At 68.1% G+C, this 14,229-nt stretch carries 14 protein-coding genes and 2 pseudogenes; 8 read left to right on the top strand and 8 right to left on the bottom strand.

The window, feature by feature from the left end; genetic code table 11:
* The 4 genes from ACN675_RS23855 to ACN675_RS23840 form a co-directional block, all read right to left on the bottom strand.
* A partial coding sequence (locus tag ACN675_RS23855; protein ID WP_420753187.1) for a DUF6928 family protein occupies window positions 1–548 on the bottom strand: 548 nt, incomplete at its 3' end.
* An 11-nt stretch (window positions 549–559) separates the two neighbouring features.
* Window positions 560–1,474 (bottom strand): septation protein SepH, encoded by a 915-nt coding sequence (gene sepH / locus ACN675_RS23850; RefSeq protein WP_420753191.1) that lies wholly within the window; start codon window positions 1,472–1,474, stop codon window positions 560–562.
* 235 nt (window positions 1,475–1,709) lie between these two features.
* Window positions 1,710–2,831, bottom strand: coding sequence for a phosphoserine transaminase (gene serC, locus ACN675_RS23845; protein ID WP_420753186.1), 1,122 nt, complete (start codon window positions 2,829–2,831; stop codon window positions 1,710–1,712).
* A gap of 101 nt (window positions 2,832–2,932) precedes the next feature.
* Window positions 2,933–4,060 (bottom strand): citrate synthase 2, encoded by a 1,128-nt coding sequence (locus ACN675_RS23840; protein WP_420753185.1) that lies wholly within the window; start codon window positions 4,058–4,060, stop codon window positions 2,933–2,935.
* 210 nt (window positions 4,061–4,270) lie between these two features.
* On the opposite strand from ACN675_RS23840, the gene pdxH reads away from it, so the two are divergent.
* The 6 genes and pseudogenes from pdxH to ACN675_RS23810 all read left to right on the top strand — a co-directional run bounded on the left by pdxH (window position 4,271) and on the right by ACN675_RS23810 (window position 9,593).
* On the top strand, window positions 4,271–4,924 hold the full coding sequence (pdxH, locus tag ACN675_RS23835) for a pyridoxamine 5'-phosphate oxidase (protein WP_420753190.1): 654 nt from the start codon (window positions 4,271–4,273) through the stop codon (window positions 4,922–4,924).
* Window positions 4,921–6,198, top strand: coding sequence for an MFS transporter (locus ACN675_RS23830; RefSeq protein ID WP_420753184.1), 1,278 nt, complete (start codon window positions 4,921–4,923; stop codon window positions 6,196–6,198). The genes pdxH and ACN675_RS23830 overlap by 4 nt, the downstream gene beginning before the upstream one ends.
* A gap of 104 nt (window positions 6,199–6,302) precedes the next feature.
* The gene (locus ACN675_RS23825) at window positions 6,303–7,220 is read left to right on the top strand and encodes an aldose 1-epimerase family protein (RefSeq protein ID WP_420753183.1); all 918 of its coding nucleotides are present in this window, start codon (window positions 6,303–6,305) and stop codon (window positions 7,218–7,220) included.
* A gap of 314 nt (window positions 7,221–7,534) precedes the next feature.
* Window positions 7,535–8,833: a citrate synthase gene (locus ACN675_RS23820; RefSeq protein WP_420753182.1), complete on the top strand. Its 1,299-nt coding sequence runs from the start codon at window positions 7,535–7,537 to the stop codon at window positions 8,831–8,833.
* Window positions 8,834–8,870: 37 nt separating this feature from the next.
* Window positions 8,871–9,218, top strand: a pseudogene (locus ACN675_RS23815) (FKBP-type peptidyl-prolyl cis-trans isomerase); the annotation flags it as partial.
* A gap of 21 nt (window positions 9,219–9,239) precedes the next feature.
* Window positions 9,240–9,593, top strand: a complete 354-nt coding sequence (locus ACN675_RS23810) for an FKBP-type peptidyl-prolyl cis-trans isomerase (protein ID WP_248675404.1) — start codon at window positions 9,240–9,242, stop codon at window positions 9,591–9,593.
* A 175-nt stretch (window positions 9,594–9,768) separates the two neighbouring features.
* On the opposite strand, the pseudogene ACN675_RS23805 reads toward ACN675_RS23810, so the two are convergent.
* Both ACN675_RS23805 and ACN675_RS23800 read right to left on the bottom strand, forming a co-directional pair.
* A pseudogene (locus tag ACN675_RS23805) lies at window positions 9,769–10,062 on the bottom strand (transposase); the annotation flags it as partial.
* A 265-nt stretch (window positions 10,063–10,327) separates the two neighbouring features.
* Window positions 10,328–10,882 carry a helix-turn-helix domain-containing protein gene (locus tag ACN675_RS23800; RefSeq protein ID WP_420753181.1) on the bottom strand — a complete coding sequence of 185 codons (555 nt, stop codon included), beginning with the start codon at window positions 10,880–10,882 and terminating at the stop codon, window positions 10,328–10,330.
* Between the two features lie 207 nt (window positions 10,883–11,089).
* Between ACN675_RS23800 and ACN675_RS23795 the strand changes: the two genes are divergently transcribed.
* A complete protein-coding gene (locus tag ACN675_RS23795; protein WP_420753189.1) occupies window positions 11,090–11,875 on the top strand; it encodes an aldolase in 786 nt (261 codons plus the stop codon).
* A gap of 47 nt (window positions 11,876–11,922) precedes the next feature.
* Window positions 11,923–12,804 carry a dihydrodipicolinate synthase family protein gene (locus tag ACN675_RS23790; protein ID WP_420753188.1) on the top strand — a complete coding sequence of 294 codons (882 nt, stop codon included), beginning with the start codon at window positions 11,923–11,925 and terminating at the stop codon, window positions 12,802–12,804.
* Between the two features lie 301 nt (window positions 12,805–13,105).
* On the opposite strand, the gene ACN675_RS23785 is transcribed toward ACN675_RS23790, so the two are convergent.
* Window positions 13,106–13,360 (bottom strand): hypothetical protein, encoded by a 255-nt coding sequence (locus ACN675_RS23785; RefSeq protein ID WP_420753180.1) that lies wholly within the window; start codon window positions 13,358–13,360, stop codon window positions 13,106–13,108.
* A gap of 132 nt (window positions 13,361–13,492) precedes the next feature.
* Window positions 13,493–14,229, bottom strand: a 737-nt coding sequence (locus ACN675_RS23780; RefSeq protein ID WP_420753179.1) for a sensor histidine kinase, incomplete at its 5' end; no start/stop codon positions are given.

Genomic DNA, 14,229 nt, shown 5'->3' with positions numbered 1-14,229 from the left:
CCGAGCCAGGCCGCGTTGGCGGTCTCGACGAGACGGCGCGGATGGAACGGCAGTGCCTGCGGGGGAGGAGTGACATCGACGGGCCAGCGCACGGGATGGTCACCGGCCCAGAACGGCCGTTCCCACACGAACGGCACGCCGTGATCCTCGAAGATGTCGACGGTCGTCGCGCTGAACGCGCGTCGCAGTTCCCCGTGGTGCCACTGCGCGAACGCCCCCAACGCCCGCGGCGGATCCGACCGGATCAGGTAGGTGTGCTCGGAACCCAGTGTGTGCGTCCAGGTTTCGGGTGTCTCCGACGGCTGCTGCGGCAGGTCGGGACTGCACACCACCGTGACACCCGGATAGCTGCCCACGTACACCCGGTCCCGCTCGGTGCACGCAGCAGCCTCCACGAGCGGAACCCGTTCCAGCGGAACCGAATTCAGATCCGGATAGAGTCGTCCCACGAGCGCATGCGCGGAATCGCGATCCGGGCGGGCGGAGCGCAGCACCGCGGCCGGCTCGGGGGCGTCGACGTACCAGAGGGTCGAGACGGACGCCGCCATACGGAGGTTCCTCAGGCGCGTCCGTTGCTGCGCACGCCGAGGAGCACGTCGTCCCAGGACGGCAGCGCGGGCTTGCCGCGCTTGTCCTTGCCCGGCGTGTGCTGCGGTGCCAGCTTGGGTTGCGGATCGTCCTCGGAAACGGATTCGGCTTCGACGTCCTCGGGAGCGTCGACGGCCGGGGCCTCGGCCTCCGCGGTGGCCTCCTGCTCGGCCGGTTCCGGCTCCGCTCGGTCCAGGGTGATCGGCTCCGCGGCGGCCGGCACCCGCTCGCCCACCGTGTCGGTGTCGAGGGTGTCGTCGACGTCCCGAGCCGAGTACACCGGCGTCAGATACCGCAGTGGCCGCGCGCAGTCCGGATCGACGAGGTCGTTCGCGATGTCGTCGAGCGCGACGATCGTGCCGCCGTGTGCGTCGGGCTGATACCGCCAGTGCGCACTGTTGGTGGACCGCCCCGCGTTCCACTGCAGCTGCGCGACCCAGTGGCCGTCGTCGTCGCGCCACGCGTCCCAGGTCGCGGCGTCGATGTTGTGTCCGCGGGTGCGGAATGCCTGCGTGACGATCTCGAGGAGGGTTTCGACCGCGGGGCCGTCCGGCCGGACCGGGTGACCTTGCTGCGCCATCTCCGCGGCCCGGGACCGCTCGAGCAGCACCGGGTAGGCGAAACGCTCGACCTTCGCCATCGGAATGCCGGCTTCCTCGGCGACCTGCTCCACGGACGCGCCGCTGCGGATCCGGGCCTGGATCTCGCGGGGGCGGAGCTGGCTGTTGGTCTCGATCTGGAGCTGGCCGAGACGCGCGAGGTCGCCACGGGCGGCGGCACGCAGGGTGTCGTCGACGGGGATGCGGAACTTGTCGCCGGTCGCGGGATCCGCGAGCACGACGTGGGAACCGTCGGGCTCGAGGCCGACCACTCGAAGCTCTCGCACCATGACCTCCTCGCGCCGGTTCGCGACTGACCCGCCCGACTGTAACGGAACGGTGGGGGCGGGGAGGTCAGGACACGCCGCGCCACGCCCGGCGGGTTGTCGTGCAACCTTGCCCGGGACGCGTTATGGTGCTGGGTTCACCCGAAGTCTCGACCAGGAGTCGAGAGTTTCACCCGGGCCGGAAACAGCGGAGGACCGGACCCAGCGGGCCCGGTCCTCCACCGTCACGTGAAACTCAGAGCTGGCCGACGACCCAGTCGATGCACTTGGTGAGCTGGGTGACGTCCTCGGGATCGATCGCCGGGAACATGCCGATGCGCAGCTGGTTGCGGCCCAGCTTGCGGTACGGCTCGGTGTCGACGATGCCGTTGGCGCGCAGGATCTTCGCGACCGCCGCGGCATCCACCGAATCGACGAAGTCGACGGTGCCGACGACCTGCGAGCGGTAGGCGGGATCGGCGACGAACGGCGTCGCGTACTCCGAAGCCTCGGCCCACTCGTACAGGCGCGACGACGAATCCTTGGTGCGCGCGGTGGTCCACTCCAGGCCGCCGTTGTTGTTCATCCACTCGATCTGGTCGGCGAACATCAGCAGCGTCGCGAGCGCCGGGGTGTTGTACGTCTGGTCCTTGACCGAGTTGTCGATCGCGATCGGCAGCGACAGGAACTCGGGCGTGAAGCGGCCCGACTCCTTGATCTCGGCGACGCGCTCGAGCGCGGCCGGGCTCATCAGCGCCACCCACAGGCCACCGTCCGCCGCGAAGCACTTCTGCGGCGCGAAGTAGTAGGCGTCGACGTCGGCGATGTTCACCGGCAGACCACCGGCACCCGACGTCGCGTCGATCGCGATGAGAGCCTTCTCCGAAGCCGCCGGGCGGGAAACCGGGACCGCGACACCGGTCGAGGTCTCGTTGTGCGCCCAGCCGATCAGGTCGACGTCGGAGTCGGCGACGATCTCCGGAGCCGAACCCGGCTCGGCCGACACGACGACCGGATCGCCGATGAACGGGTTCTTCTTCGCCACCGACGCGAACTTCGACGAGAACTCGCCGTACGTGAAGTGCTGCGAACGCTCGCGGATCAGACTGAACGCGGCGGCGTCCCAGAACGCGGTCGACCCGCCGTTACCGAGGACGACCTCGTAGCCCTCGGGCAGCGAGAACAGGTCGCGCAGGCCGCCGCGCACCCGCGCGACGACGTCCTTGACCGGCTTCTGGCGGTGGCTGGTACCGAACACCGAGGCGCCGACGTCGACCAGCGACTGCAGCTGTTCGGGGCGAACCTTGGAGGGGCCACAGCCGAAGCGGCCGTCTGCGGGCTTGAGGTCGGCAGGAATGATCGGTGAAGCGTCAGCCATCGGAATGCGTGTCCTAAGCGTCGAGGGACAGGTGCACAGGTAGTCTAGACCGCCCATGTCACCGGCCCCGCGCCCCTCCGATTCGCCCGGAGACTGCCGGGTCAGCTGTGTGCGATGGTGTCCCAGCCTTCGACGCTCTCGGGGGAGCGCGGATCGGGTCCGGTGTAGATCGCGGCGGGACGCACGAGCTTGCCGAGTCGCTTCTGTTCGAGGATGTGCGCGCACCAGCCGGCGGTCCGGCCGCAGGTGAACATCGCGGGCATCATCGCGGCCGGAACCTCGGCGAAGTCGAGGATCACCGCGGCCCAGAACTCGACGTTGGTTTCGATGGCCCGGTCGGGGCGGCGTTCGCGCAGCTCGGCGAGCGCGGCCTGCTCGAGCGCGGCGGCGACCTCGAAGCGCGGGGCGTTCAGGCGCTGGGCGGTGTTGCGCAGCACCCGGGCCCGCGGGTCCTCGGCGCGGTAGACGCGGTGCCCGAAGCCCATGAGCTTTTCCTTGCGGTCGAGGATGCCCTTGACCAGCGCGCGAGCGTCGCCGGTGCGTTCGGTTTCCTCGATCATCGGCAGCACCCGGGCGGGGGCGCCGCCGTGCAGCGGTCCGGACATCGCGCCGACCGCGCCGGACAGGGCCGCGGCGGCGTCGGCGCCGGTGGAGGCGATGACGCGGGCGGTGAACGTGGAGGCGTTCATGCCGTGCTCGGCGGCGGAGACCCAATAGGCGTCGATGGCGGCGGTGTGCGCCGGGTCCGGCTCGCCCTTCCAGCGGACCATGAAGCGTTCGGTGACGGTCTTGGCCTCGTCGATGCGCTTCTGCGGTACCGCGGGCTGGTAGATGCCGCGGGCGGACTGGGCGACGTAGGACAGGGCCATCACGGCGGCGCGGGCGAGGTTGTCGCGGGCGGTGTCGTCGTCGATGTCGAGCAGCGGCCGGAATCCCCAGATGGGGGCGAGCATGGCCAGGCCGGCCTGGACGTCGACGCGGACGTCGCCGGTGTGGATGGGGAGGGGGAACGGTTCGGCCGGGTGCAGGCCGCGGCCGAACTTGCCGTCGACGAGCAGTGCCCAGACGTCTCCGAAGGTGACGCCGCGCTCGACGAGGTCCTCGATGTCGACACCGCGGTATCGCAGTGCACCGCCGTCCTTGTCGGGTTCGGCGATGTCGCTGGTGAAGGCAACGACGCCTTCGAGGCCGGCAACGAAATCCTCGGGTACTGACGCGCGCGATGCCACGGTGGACTCTCCTTGTTTTCGTGCGGCCCGGTCCGGGTCGCACTGCTTGTGAGGCGAGGCGCCGGAATGTGATGGGCACCCCACCGATGTCGTCGAACAAGACTGTAGACCTCCCCGCTGCAGGTCGGCCCCGCAGTCTCCGGAGTAGCGTTTTCGCCCGTGCCGTCAGATCCGCAGAACCGACCCCGGCGTTCCGGGGAACTCGCCGCGATGCGCGTCGACTACGCGAATGCCGGCCCCGCAGGGGCCGCGTCCGTCGACGCCGACCTCGAACCCGAAGACCTCGCCGGCGGCTGGCTGCCGCTGCTTCGGCGGTGGCTCGCCGACGCGATCGCCGCCGAGGTACCGGAACCGAACGCCATGGTGCTCGGCACGGTCGACGAGGACGGCCGCCCGGTGACTCGCACCGTGCTGTGCAAGGACATCGACGCGGACGGCGTCACCTTCTTCACCAACTACGAGTCGAACAAGGGCCGTCAGCTCGCGGCGCGGCCGTACGCGTCCGCGACGTTCGCGTGGCTTCCCGTGCACCGGCAGGTCACCGTGCGGGGGCCGGTCACGCGAGTGTCGGCGGAGGAGACCGCCGAGTACTGGCACACCCGGCCGCGTGGCTCGCGGCTCGGCGCGTGGGCGTCGCGGCAGTCGCAGCCGATCGAGTCCCGGGCCGCGCTCGAGCAGGCCATGATCGAGGTCGGGGAACGCTACGGCGTCGACGAGGACATCCCGGTCCCGCCGTTCTGGGGTGGTCTGCGGATCGTCCCCGAGTCCGTCGAGTTCTGGCAGGGCCGTCCCAACCGGCTCCACAACCGGGTCCTCACCCGGCTCGTCGACGGGCAGTGGTCGACCGTTCGGCTCCAACCGTGAAGGGTCTGCTCGCCGACACCACCCCGCTGCGCGACCCCGCCTACCGGCGCCTGTGGTCGGCGGGGGTCGTCACCACGATCGGTGCCCAACTCGGTGTCGTCGCGGTGCCGCAGCAGATCTACGAGATCACCCGCAGTTCCGCGTACGTCGGCCTGACCGGTGTGTTCGGGCTGGTTCCGCTGGTGGTGTTCGGTTTGTGGGGCGGGGCGCTGGCCGATGTGATGGACCGGCGACGGCTGCTCACCATCACCACGACCGGTCTCGGCGTCACGGCGCTGCTGCTGTGGGCGCAGGCCGCCGCGGGACTGAACAACGTGTGGGTGCTGCTCGGGCTGTTCGCGGTGCAGCAGGCGTTCTTCGCCGTCAACCAGCCGACCAGGTCCGCGATCATCCCGCGGCTGCTGCCGCCGGGACAGATCGCGGCCGCGACCTCGCTGAACATGACGGTGATGCAGTTCGGGGCGATCGCCGGTCCGCTGCTCGCCGGGGTGCTCATCCCGGTACTGGGGCTGTCCGCGCTGTATCTGCTCGACGCCGTCGCGCTGCTCGCCACGCTGTGGGCGGTGGTGCGGCTGCCGGCGATCCCGCCGCTCGGGGAGACCACGAAGGCCGGGCTGCGCGCGGTGTTCGACGGGTTCCGGTACCTGTCGTCGCAGAAGATCCTGCTCGCCTCGTTCGTCGTCGACATCGTCGCGATGGTTTTCGGCATGGCTCGTGCCCTGTTCCCGCAGATCGCGCACGAGTCGTTCGGCGATCCGGTGTCCGGCGGATTCGCTCTCGGTCTGCTGTTCGCGGCGATGTCCGTCGGTGCGGTGCTCGGCGGCGTGTTCTCCGGCTGGCTGCCGCGGGTGCGCCGGCAAGGGCTCGCGGTGATCGTGTGCATCGCACTCTGGGGTGTCGCGATGATCGGTTTCGGTGTCACCGTCGCGTTCGCCGAGCCCGGTGACAGTCCCGTGCTGCTCTGGATCGCGTTGGCGTTCCTGGCATTCGGCGGTGCCGTCGACATGGTGTCGGCGGCCTTTCGCTCGACGATGCTCCAGACCGTCGCGACCGACGAGATGCGTGGCCGGCTGCAGGGTGTGTTCATCGTGGTCGTCGCCGGGGGACCGCGCATCGGCGACGTCGCACACGGTGTCGCCGCGGCGGCGGTCGGCACCGCGGTCGCGGCTGCCGGCGGCGGGGTGCTCGTCGTGATCGGCACCGCGCTGTGTGTGCTCGCGTTCCCCGCGTTCGTGCGGTTCCGGGTCGCGAAAGGCGTCGTGAGGGCGTCGTAGGCGCCGGTGTCCACTTCTGGCGGTCCCGACCGCCACAACGACACACGGGTGCGGAGGCGCCGATTCGGTGGTGTGGATCGTCGCGGCCGTGGAAACTGTGGGGCATGTCCGATCCGAGGGATTTCGGTATCCAGGGGAACGGGTACCGGGCTGTGGTGTCCAGTGCAGGCGGTGCGCTGCGTCTGCTCGAACACGAGGCGCCCGACGGCGCCTACGCGCTCACCGAGAGCTGGCCGGCCGGGGAGCGTCCACCGCTGTACTGCGGTGTCGTGCTCGCCCCGTGGCCGGGCCGGGTCCGCGACGGCCACTTCTTCTTCGACGGCATCGAACACCAGCTCGCCGTGACCGATCCGGAGCACGGCACGGCGCTGCACGGGTTCGCGTGGGCGAGCTATTGGGAATTGTTGTCGCACAGCGAGAATCAGGTCGTGCAGGCCCTCGAGGTCGGATTGCACAAGGGCTGGCCGTACCAGTTGCGGCTCACCGTCACCCACGAACTGGGGCCGGCCGGGCTGACGGTCACCCACACCACGACCAACATCGGCGGCTATCACGCGCCCTTCGGCCTGGGGGCGCATCCGTATCTGCGGGCCGGCGACTCCGACCTCGACGACTGCACGCTGCAGATCGCCGCCGGCACGCGGTTGCCCGTCGACCCGGAGCGGTCCCTGCCGAACGCGTACTCGCAGCCCGTCGCCGACAGCGACTACGACTTCACCTCTCCGCGGTCGCTGCGCGGCGTCACGCTCGACGCCCCGTTCAGCGCGCTCGACGAGGACGTCGACGGACGGGTCCGGCACGACCTGCTCGGCCCGGACGGTCGCGGCGTGCGGTTGTGGACCGGCCCGGGCTTCGGGTGGGTGCACGCGTCGATCACCGACGACTATCCGGGCCGCGGACGGGCCCTCGCGCTCGCGCCGGCGACGTGCCCGCCGGACGCGTTCAATCTGGGCATCGACATCGTCGTGTTGCAGCCCGGCGAAACGTGGACGGGGCAGTGGGGGCTGAGCGCCCTGGTGTGAGTGCGGCTGAGCGCCCTGGTGTGACCGTTGTACCTGTCCTGCGAACATCGGCCGGACACGCCGGGGGTGCCTCACCGCGCGCGATCCGGTATCGTGATATCGATTTGCGTGGAGTGTTGTCGCAGGTGAGCGGCATTCACGTCCGTCGGTGTGCGCCGATCACCGGGCACGACGAGGGTTCGCCTCCGCTATGCACGGGTAGCCGTCCCGGGACTTTCGACCGACCCTCCCTGGGCGCCCGCCCCGGCCAGCGGCTAGGTTCTACGTGAATGTTCGGAAGTTTCTCGTAGGTCTGAGCTTGAGAGGGATCCTTCGTGCCCGCTGAGAATGACACAAACCCCACCCTCAGCTACCCCGGTGGCGAGCACAAAATGTCGATCGCCAAGGCGACGGAAGGCAATGACGGTATCGAGCTGGGCAAGCTCCTTGCTGCAACCGGGTACACCACCCTTGACCCCGGTTTCGTCAACACCGCCTCCACCACCTCGGCGATCACATACATCGACGGTGAGAAGGGCATCCTGCGTTACCGCGGATACCCGATCGAGCAGCTCGCGGAACGGTCGACGTTCATCGAGGTCAGCTACCTGCTGATCTACGGTGAGCTGCCGACCTCGGAGCAGCTCGAGGTCTTCACCGACAAGATCCGCCGGCACACGCTGCTGCACGAGGATCTCAAGCGCTTCTTCGACGGCTTCCCGCGCAACGCGCACCCGATGCCGGTCGTCTCGAGCGCCGTCAACGCCCTGTCGGCGTACTACCAGGACGCCCTCGACCCGGACGACCCGGAGCAGGTCGAGCTGTCGACGATCCGCCTCATGGCGAAGCTTCCGACCATCGCGGCCTACGCCTACAAGAAGTCCGTCGGTCAGCCGTTCCTGTACCCGGACAACTCGCTGTCGCTGGTCGAGAACTTCCTGCGCATGACGTTCGGCTTCCCGGCCGAGCCGTACGAGATCGATCCCGAGATCGCGCAGGCTCTCGACATGCTGCTGATCCTGCACGCCGACCACGAGCAGAACTGCTCCACGTCGACGGTGCGTCTGGTCGGTTCGTCCGACGCCAACCTGTTCACCTCGATCTCCGGTGGCATCAACGCGCTGTGGGGCCCGCTGCACGGCGGCGCCAACCAGGCCGTGCTCGAGATGCTCGACAAGATCAAGGCCTCCGGCGGCGACGTCAACGAGTTCGTCCGCAAGGTCAAGCACAAGGAAGACGGCGTGAAGCTCATGGGCTTCGGTCACCGCGTCTACCGCAACTACGATCCGCGTGCCGCGATCGTGAAGAAGACCGCCGACTCGATCCTCACCAAGCTGGGCGCCGGCGACGAGCTGCTCGAGATCGCCATGAAGCTCGAGGAAGCCGCGCTCACCGACGAGTACTTCATCGAGCGCAAGCTGTACCCGAACGTCGACTTCTACACCGGTCTCATCTACCGGGCGATGGGCTTCCCGGACCGCATGTTCACCGTGCTGTTCGCGCTCGGCCGCCTGCCCGGCTGGATCGCGCACTGGCGTGAGATGCACTCGGATCCGACCCTGAAGATCGGCCGCCCGCGCCAGATCTACACCGGCTACACCGAGCGCGCCTACACCGCCCTCGACGCGCGCTGACGCGCGTCCGAACGCAACCTCGACGAGGAGAACACGCATGAGCAAGCCGGAGATCGAGTTCCAGGACGGTCCCGCACCCACCGAGCTGGTCATCAAGGACCTGACGGTCGGTGACGGTGCCGAGGCCACCCCCGGCGCGAAGGTCGAGGTTCACTACGTCGGTGTCGAGTTCGACACCGGCGAGGAGTTCGATTCGTCGTGGAACCGCGGTGAGTCCATCACGTTCCCGCTGGCCGGTCTGATCGCCGGGTGGCAGGAAGGCATCCCGGGCATGAAGGTCGGCGGCCGTCGTCAGCTGACGATCCCGCCGGAGCTCGCCTACGGCCCGGCCGGTTCCGGCCACCGCCTCTCGGGCAAGACGCTGGTGTTCGTCATCGACCTGCTCGACGTGAAGGTGCCGCCGGCGGTGCCGGTCGTCGAACCGGCCACCGGTCCGGCTCCGACCGAGCTGGTCGTCGAGGACATCACCGTCGGTGACGGTGCCGAGGCGCAGCCCGGCGCGGTCGTGGACGTGCACTACCACGGCGTCGAGTACGACACGAACGACGTGTTCGACTCGTCGTTCAGCCGCGGCGAGTCCGTGAAGTTCCCGCTCGGGCGCCTGATCCCGGGCTGGCAGGAAGGCATCCCCGGCATGAAGGTCGGTGGCCGCCGCAAGCTCACGGTCCCGCCGGAGCTCGCGTACGGTCCCGCCGGTTCCGGGCATCCGCTCGGCGGCAAGACGCTGGTGTTCATCATCGATCTGCTGGGCACCAACTGATATGTAGAGAAGCCTGTCGAGAGGCAATGAGGCGCCTCCGGGGATTGACCCCGGAGGCGTCTCTGCGTTTCGTCGAGGAGTCCTGTGGTGAGCGTGTCGGCAAGCGACGCGCGGTCGGACGGGGGTCCCTCCCGCTTGCGGGGACTTGGCTACGGCAGAACGGTTTTCGGCCGCGTCACTTCCGCATGTCCAGAGGCGAGCGTCGGCAGTCGCTCACCGCTGACGACCAGCACCGACCCGCCAACTCCCGGGCAATCGCGACGTTCGCTGTCACGGGTCGTTTGCGGCGTCCGAGAAACTCCACCCACCACCGCGACCGCATCACCGCCCCGACGTGACAACGCGGCCGGTGATGCCAGGCGGCCTCCACCAACAGCCGACGGGCGTGGGTGTTGCCGGTCTTGGTGATCGACCCCTGCACGCGTGACGAACCGGACGAATGCTCCGAGGGAACCCACCCGACGAAGGATCCGATGTTGTTGCCGGTGAACCGATTCCAGTCCATGTAGGCGAGGACCTGATCGAGTTCGGGGACAGCGTCGGCCCTCGCCTCGACGATCGAGGTGAGGCCGGCCTCCGATGGACCTCCGCGTCGGACAACCGGCGACCGATGAGAGATATGCAGCCTTGTCGATGCCCGTGTCGCCGACAGGGTTCGGGGTTCCTGTGAATAGCGACGAACCTCGAGTAGGTGTCGGGCGGCGGATGAGTGCCGTCGCCGGAGTGGTGATCGTTCAGTCGTGACAGTGGGGATGACATTCGAGATCGACACCGGGGACGTCGTGGATCACGACAAGCACCTTCGAGGTCTCTGCGGTGACCGATCGGATGCGGTGCGGTACCGAGGCGTCGAAGTAGCAGCTGTCACCGCTGCGGAGCAATTCCACGTTGCCGTCGAGATCCAGTTCGATGGCGCCGCTGTGGACGAAGGTGAACTCTTGCCCGGTGTGGTCGCGGTAGTCCCCGAAGTCGAAGTCGGGGACCAGCAGGAACGGGGACATGGTCTTGCCGAGGACTCCCGCGGCGATGGCCCGGTACCGCCCGGCCGATGTCCCGTCGAGATCGGCTGCACGGGTCACCGCGGTGTGCCGGCCGCTGGGTTCGTCGGAGAACAGTTGGCTCACATCGACGCCGAGAGCGCGAGAAATCTTCAGTGCGACGGAGATGGACGGAACATTCAAGCCGCGTTCGACCTTCGACAGGTAACTCTTGGTCAGTCCGGTCTGTTCCGCCACCGCCTCCAGTGTCAGGCCTCGTTGCCTTCGCACCGTGCGCAACAAAGCTGTCACTGCCCCCTCCTCGACGTCGTATCCCTGGCGCGATCGCCCCAGGGCGATGTGCGACCTCTCGAACGTACACCGCGCAGGAACCGCCACACTCACCCGTGACACCATTTTGCCTATATGACATTTTGTGTCCTATTGTTCTTTTGTGTTTCCGAGAGGACACATTCCGATGAGGTCGAAGATGATGCAGAAGATGAGGATGTGAGAGCTGTGGCCAACACCCTGCACGAATCGAAATCGACATTGATGCGGCGCGCCGAGGAGCAGATGGAGAAGAACTTCGGCGACTCGATGTGGTCGACACGAGAGAAGATCGCGCTGACCTGTCGTGCACTGTTCGATGCCGGCCACGATTCGGGCCTGGCCGGACAGATCACCGCCCGTGCGGAAGAACCCGGAACGTACTACACGCAGCGCCTCGGGCTCGGGTTCGACGAGATCACCGCAGGAAACCTACTGCTGGTCGACGAGGATCTCAACGTACTCGAAGGCGAGGGAATGGCCAACCCGGCCAACCGCTTTCACAGCTGGATCTATCGTGCACGGCCGGACGTGTCCTGCATCGTGCACACGCACCCGCTGCATGTCGCAGCGTTGTCGATGCTCGAAGTTCCGCTCGTGGTCTCGCAGATGGACACCGCCCCGCTCTACGACGATTGCGCATTCCTACCCGACTGGCCGGGGGTGCCGGTCGGCAACGAAGAAGGCGAGATCATCACCGCCGCCCTCGGTGACAAGAAGGCCGTGTTGCTGGCCCATCACGGACACGTCGTGGTTGGTGCGAGCATCGAGGAGGCATGCTCGTCGGCGACGCTGATCGAACGCGCCGCCCGGCTGCAGCTGCTCGCGATGTCGGCTGGGGAGATCGCGCCGCTGCCGGATCGCCTTGCCCGGGAAGCACACGACTGGACCTTGACCCCCCGGCGTAGTGAAGCGAACTTTGCCTACTACGCACGCCGCGCTTTGGCCCGGCATCCTGATGCGCTCGACCTATGACGGGGTGCGTCCACTTCACACTTTCAGGTGCTACAGAGAGAAGGCCCATGAGTACGACCCTGTCCGGGATCCTCGCGTATCCCGTCACCCCTTTCGCTGCGGACGGCAGCATCGACACCGCTCGGTTACATGCATTGGTGGACACCTTGGTCGCCGAGGGGGTGCATGCGATTGCCCCGCTCGGCAGTACCGGCGAGGCGGCCTATCTGGATGAACGCGAGTGGAATCTCGTCGTCGACACCACGGTGAATGCTGTGGCCGGCCGTATCCCGGTGGTCGTCGGCGCCTCTGATCTGACGACGGCAAACACTGTGCGCCGCGCCGAGTACGCCCAGCATGCCGGTGCCGACGCCGTAATGGTTCTGCCGGTATCGTACTGGCATCTTTCCGACCGGGAACTCGAGGCGCACTTCCGGTCCGTCAGCGACTCGATCGATCTGCCGATCATGGTCTACAACAATCCGGCAACCAGTGGCATCGACATGCGGCCGGAGCTGCTGGCTGAGCTGTTCGAGTCAGTGCCGAATGTAACCATGGTGAAGGAATCGACCGGTGACATCGACCGGATGAACCGCCTGAACGAACTGACCGAACGCCGACTGCCGATCTTCAACGGCAGCAACCCCCTGATCCTCGAGGCTCTACGAGTCGGCGCCACCGGCTGGTGCACGGCGGCGCCGTGCCTGCGTCCACGCCTGTGCCTCGAGCTCTTCTCTGCTGCCGCGGAGGGGCGATTCGACCGAGCCGGTGAGATCTACGAGTCGCTTCGCCCCTTGCTGCAGTTCATCGTCGCCGGCGGACTTCCGGTTACCGTCAAGTCCGGCCTCGACATTCTCGGTGCGAGTGCGGGTGATCCGCGTGCTCCCCTGTTGCGGCTGAAGGAAGCGGACCGGGCGGCCCTATCGCATCTTCTGGCCGCCACCGCCTGACGGCGAGACGCGTTCGTACCTGGGGACGGATGAACCGGGCGTGAAGTACGAACGCACGTCGGCACCGGTACACCCGCGGCGCCCGGGTCGACGGCAGGAGATGAACAGGCGAGCGTTCACGCCGCGCACGATGTCATCACCGCGCTGCTGTAACCATGAGCACCCCCGGATCCTCACCGGACCGAGAGACGCCCGGCTCCAACGGGAGTGAGCTCACGACAGATCGTGCGTCGCTCCAGATCGTCTGGATCGACCCACGACGCCGCCCCGCATCGCTCGCGATGCGGGGCGGCGTGCTTTCTCACCGGTCTCGGTCTCGTTCCCGGACGAGGGTGGCCGTGGCGACGTCGCCGCTTCGGTGGCTGTTGCCGTTGGTGGTGAAGCGCCACAGTCCGTCGTCGCACCGCAGCCCGTCGAGCCGGGTCCCCGGAGACTTCTCGTCGATGCGGATGAGGTTCCCGTGTTCGTCGACGAGCGCGACGTCGCAGCGACCGTCCTCGCTCCGGTGCATGGAGTCGGCGTCGGCGGTGCCCGCGAACCCGAGCAGCAACGGCACGGTCATTATCGTGGCAGCAATCAACCTGCGGCTCTTCGACATTCGGTCCTCCGTGGATGATCGGGTGGTCTGATACGTCCATCGTGCTCGCGGCCGGGGCCGCGGCGAACCCACCCGAGGTGTGGACCCGGATCACCCCTGCGGTTTCGCGATCCGCACCGTTCCCGCGATCCGCACCGTCAGGCGCGCACCGCCGAGCGGTGAGTCCTCGAGACGTGCCGTCCCGCCGTGCAGCGCCGCCTGCTGCGCGATCAGCGTGAGCCCGAGCCCGGAACCGGTGCGGGATGCGCCCGTGCCGCGCCGGAACCGTTCGAACACGACCTCCCGTTCGTCGGCGGGTACCCCGGTGCCGTCGTCGTCGACGGTCAGGACCGTATCCGGTCCGACCGTGCCATCCGGTCCGACTGTGGTGACCGTCAGCCGGACGTGGCGGGCGCCGCCGTGCCGGACCGCGTTGGCGATCGCATTGTCGACGACGAGCCGGAGGCCGCCGGGCAGTGCCGGAACGAGACGACCGGGTTCCCCGTCGACCTCCACCGTCAGGCCCGGATTCCGGCCGCGAGCCTCCGCGGCCGCCGCGTCGCAGATCTCCACCGGATCGGTGTCGATGAAATCGTCGGTGCTCGACAGGTCGCCGCGGGCGAGACGTTCGAGGTCGTCGAGGGTCGACTCCACCCGGCCCTGGGTGCGCACGAGGTCTCGGAGGATCTCGGTTCGGTCGGCGGCGGCGAGGTCGTGGGTCGAGAGCACCTCGAGGTCCGTGCGCATCGCCGTCAGCGGTGTCCGCAGTTCGTGGGCCGCGGCGGCCGCGAAGTCCCGCGCGGTCGCGAGCGCCGCATCGGTGGCGGCCTGGGCATCTGCCACGTCCG

The sequence above is a fragment of the Rhodococcus sp. O3 genome (assembly GCF_048897285.1).
Classification (GTDB): Bacteria; Actinomycetota; Actinomycetes; order Mycobacteriales; family Mycobacteriaceae; genus Rhodococcus.
This window is presented reverse-complemented; position numbering and strand designations above follow the sequence as displayed.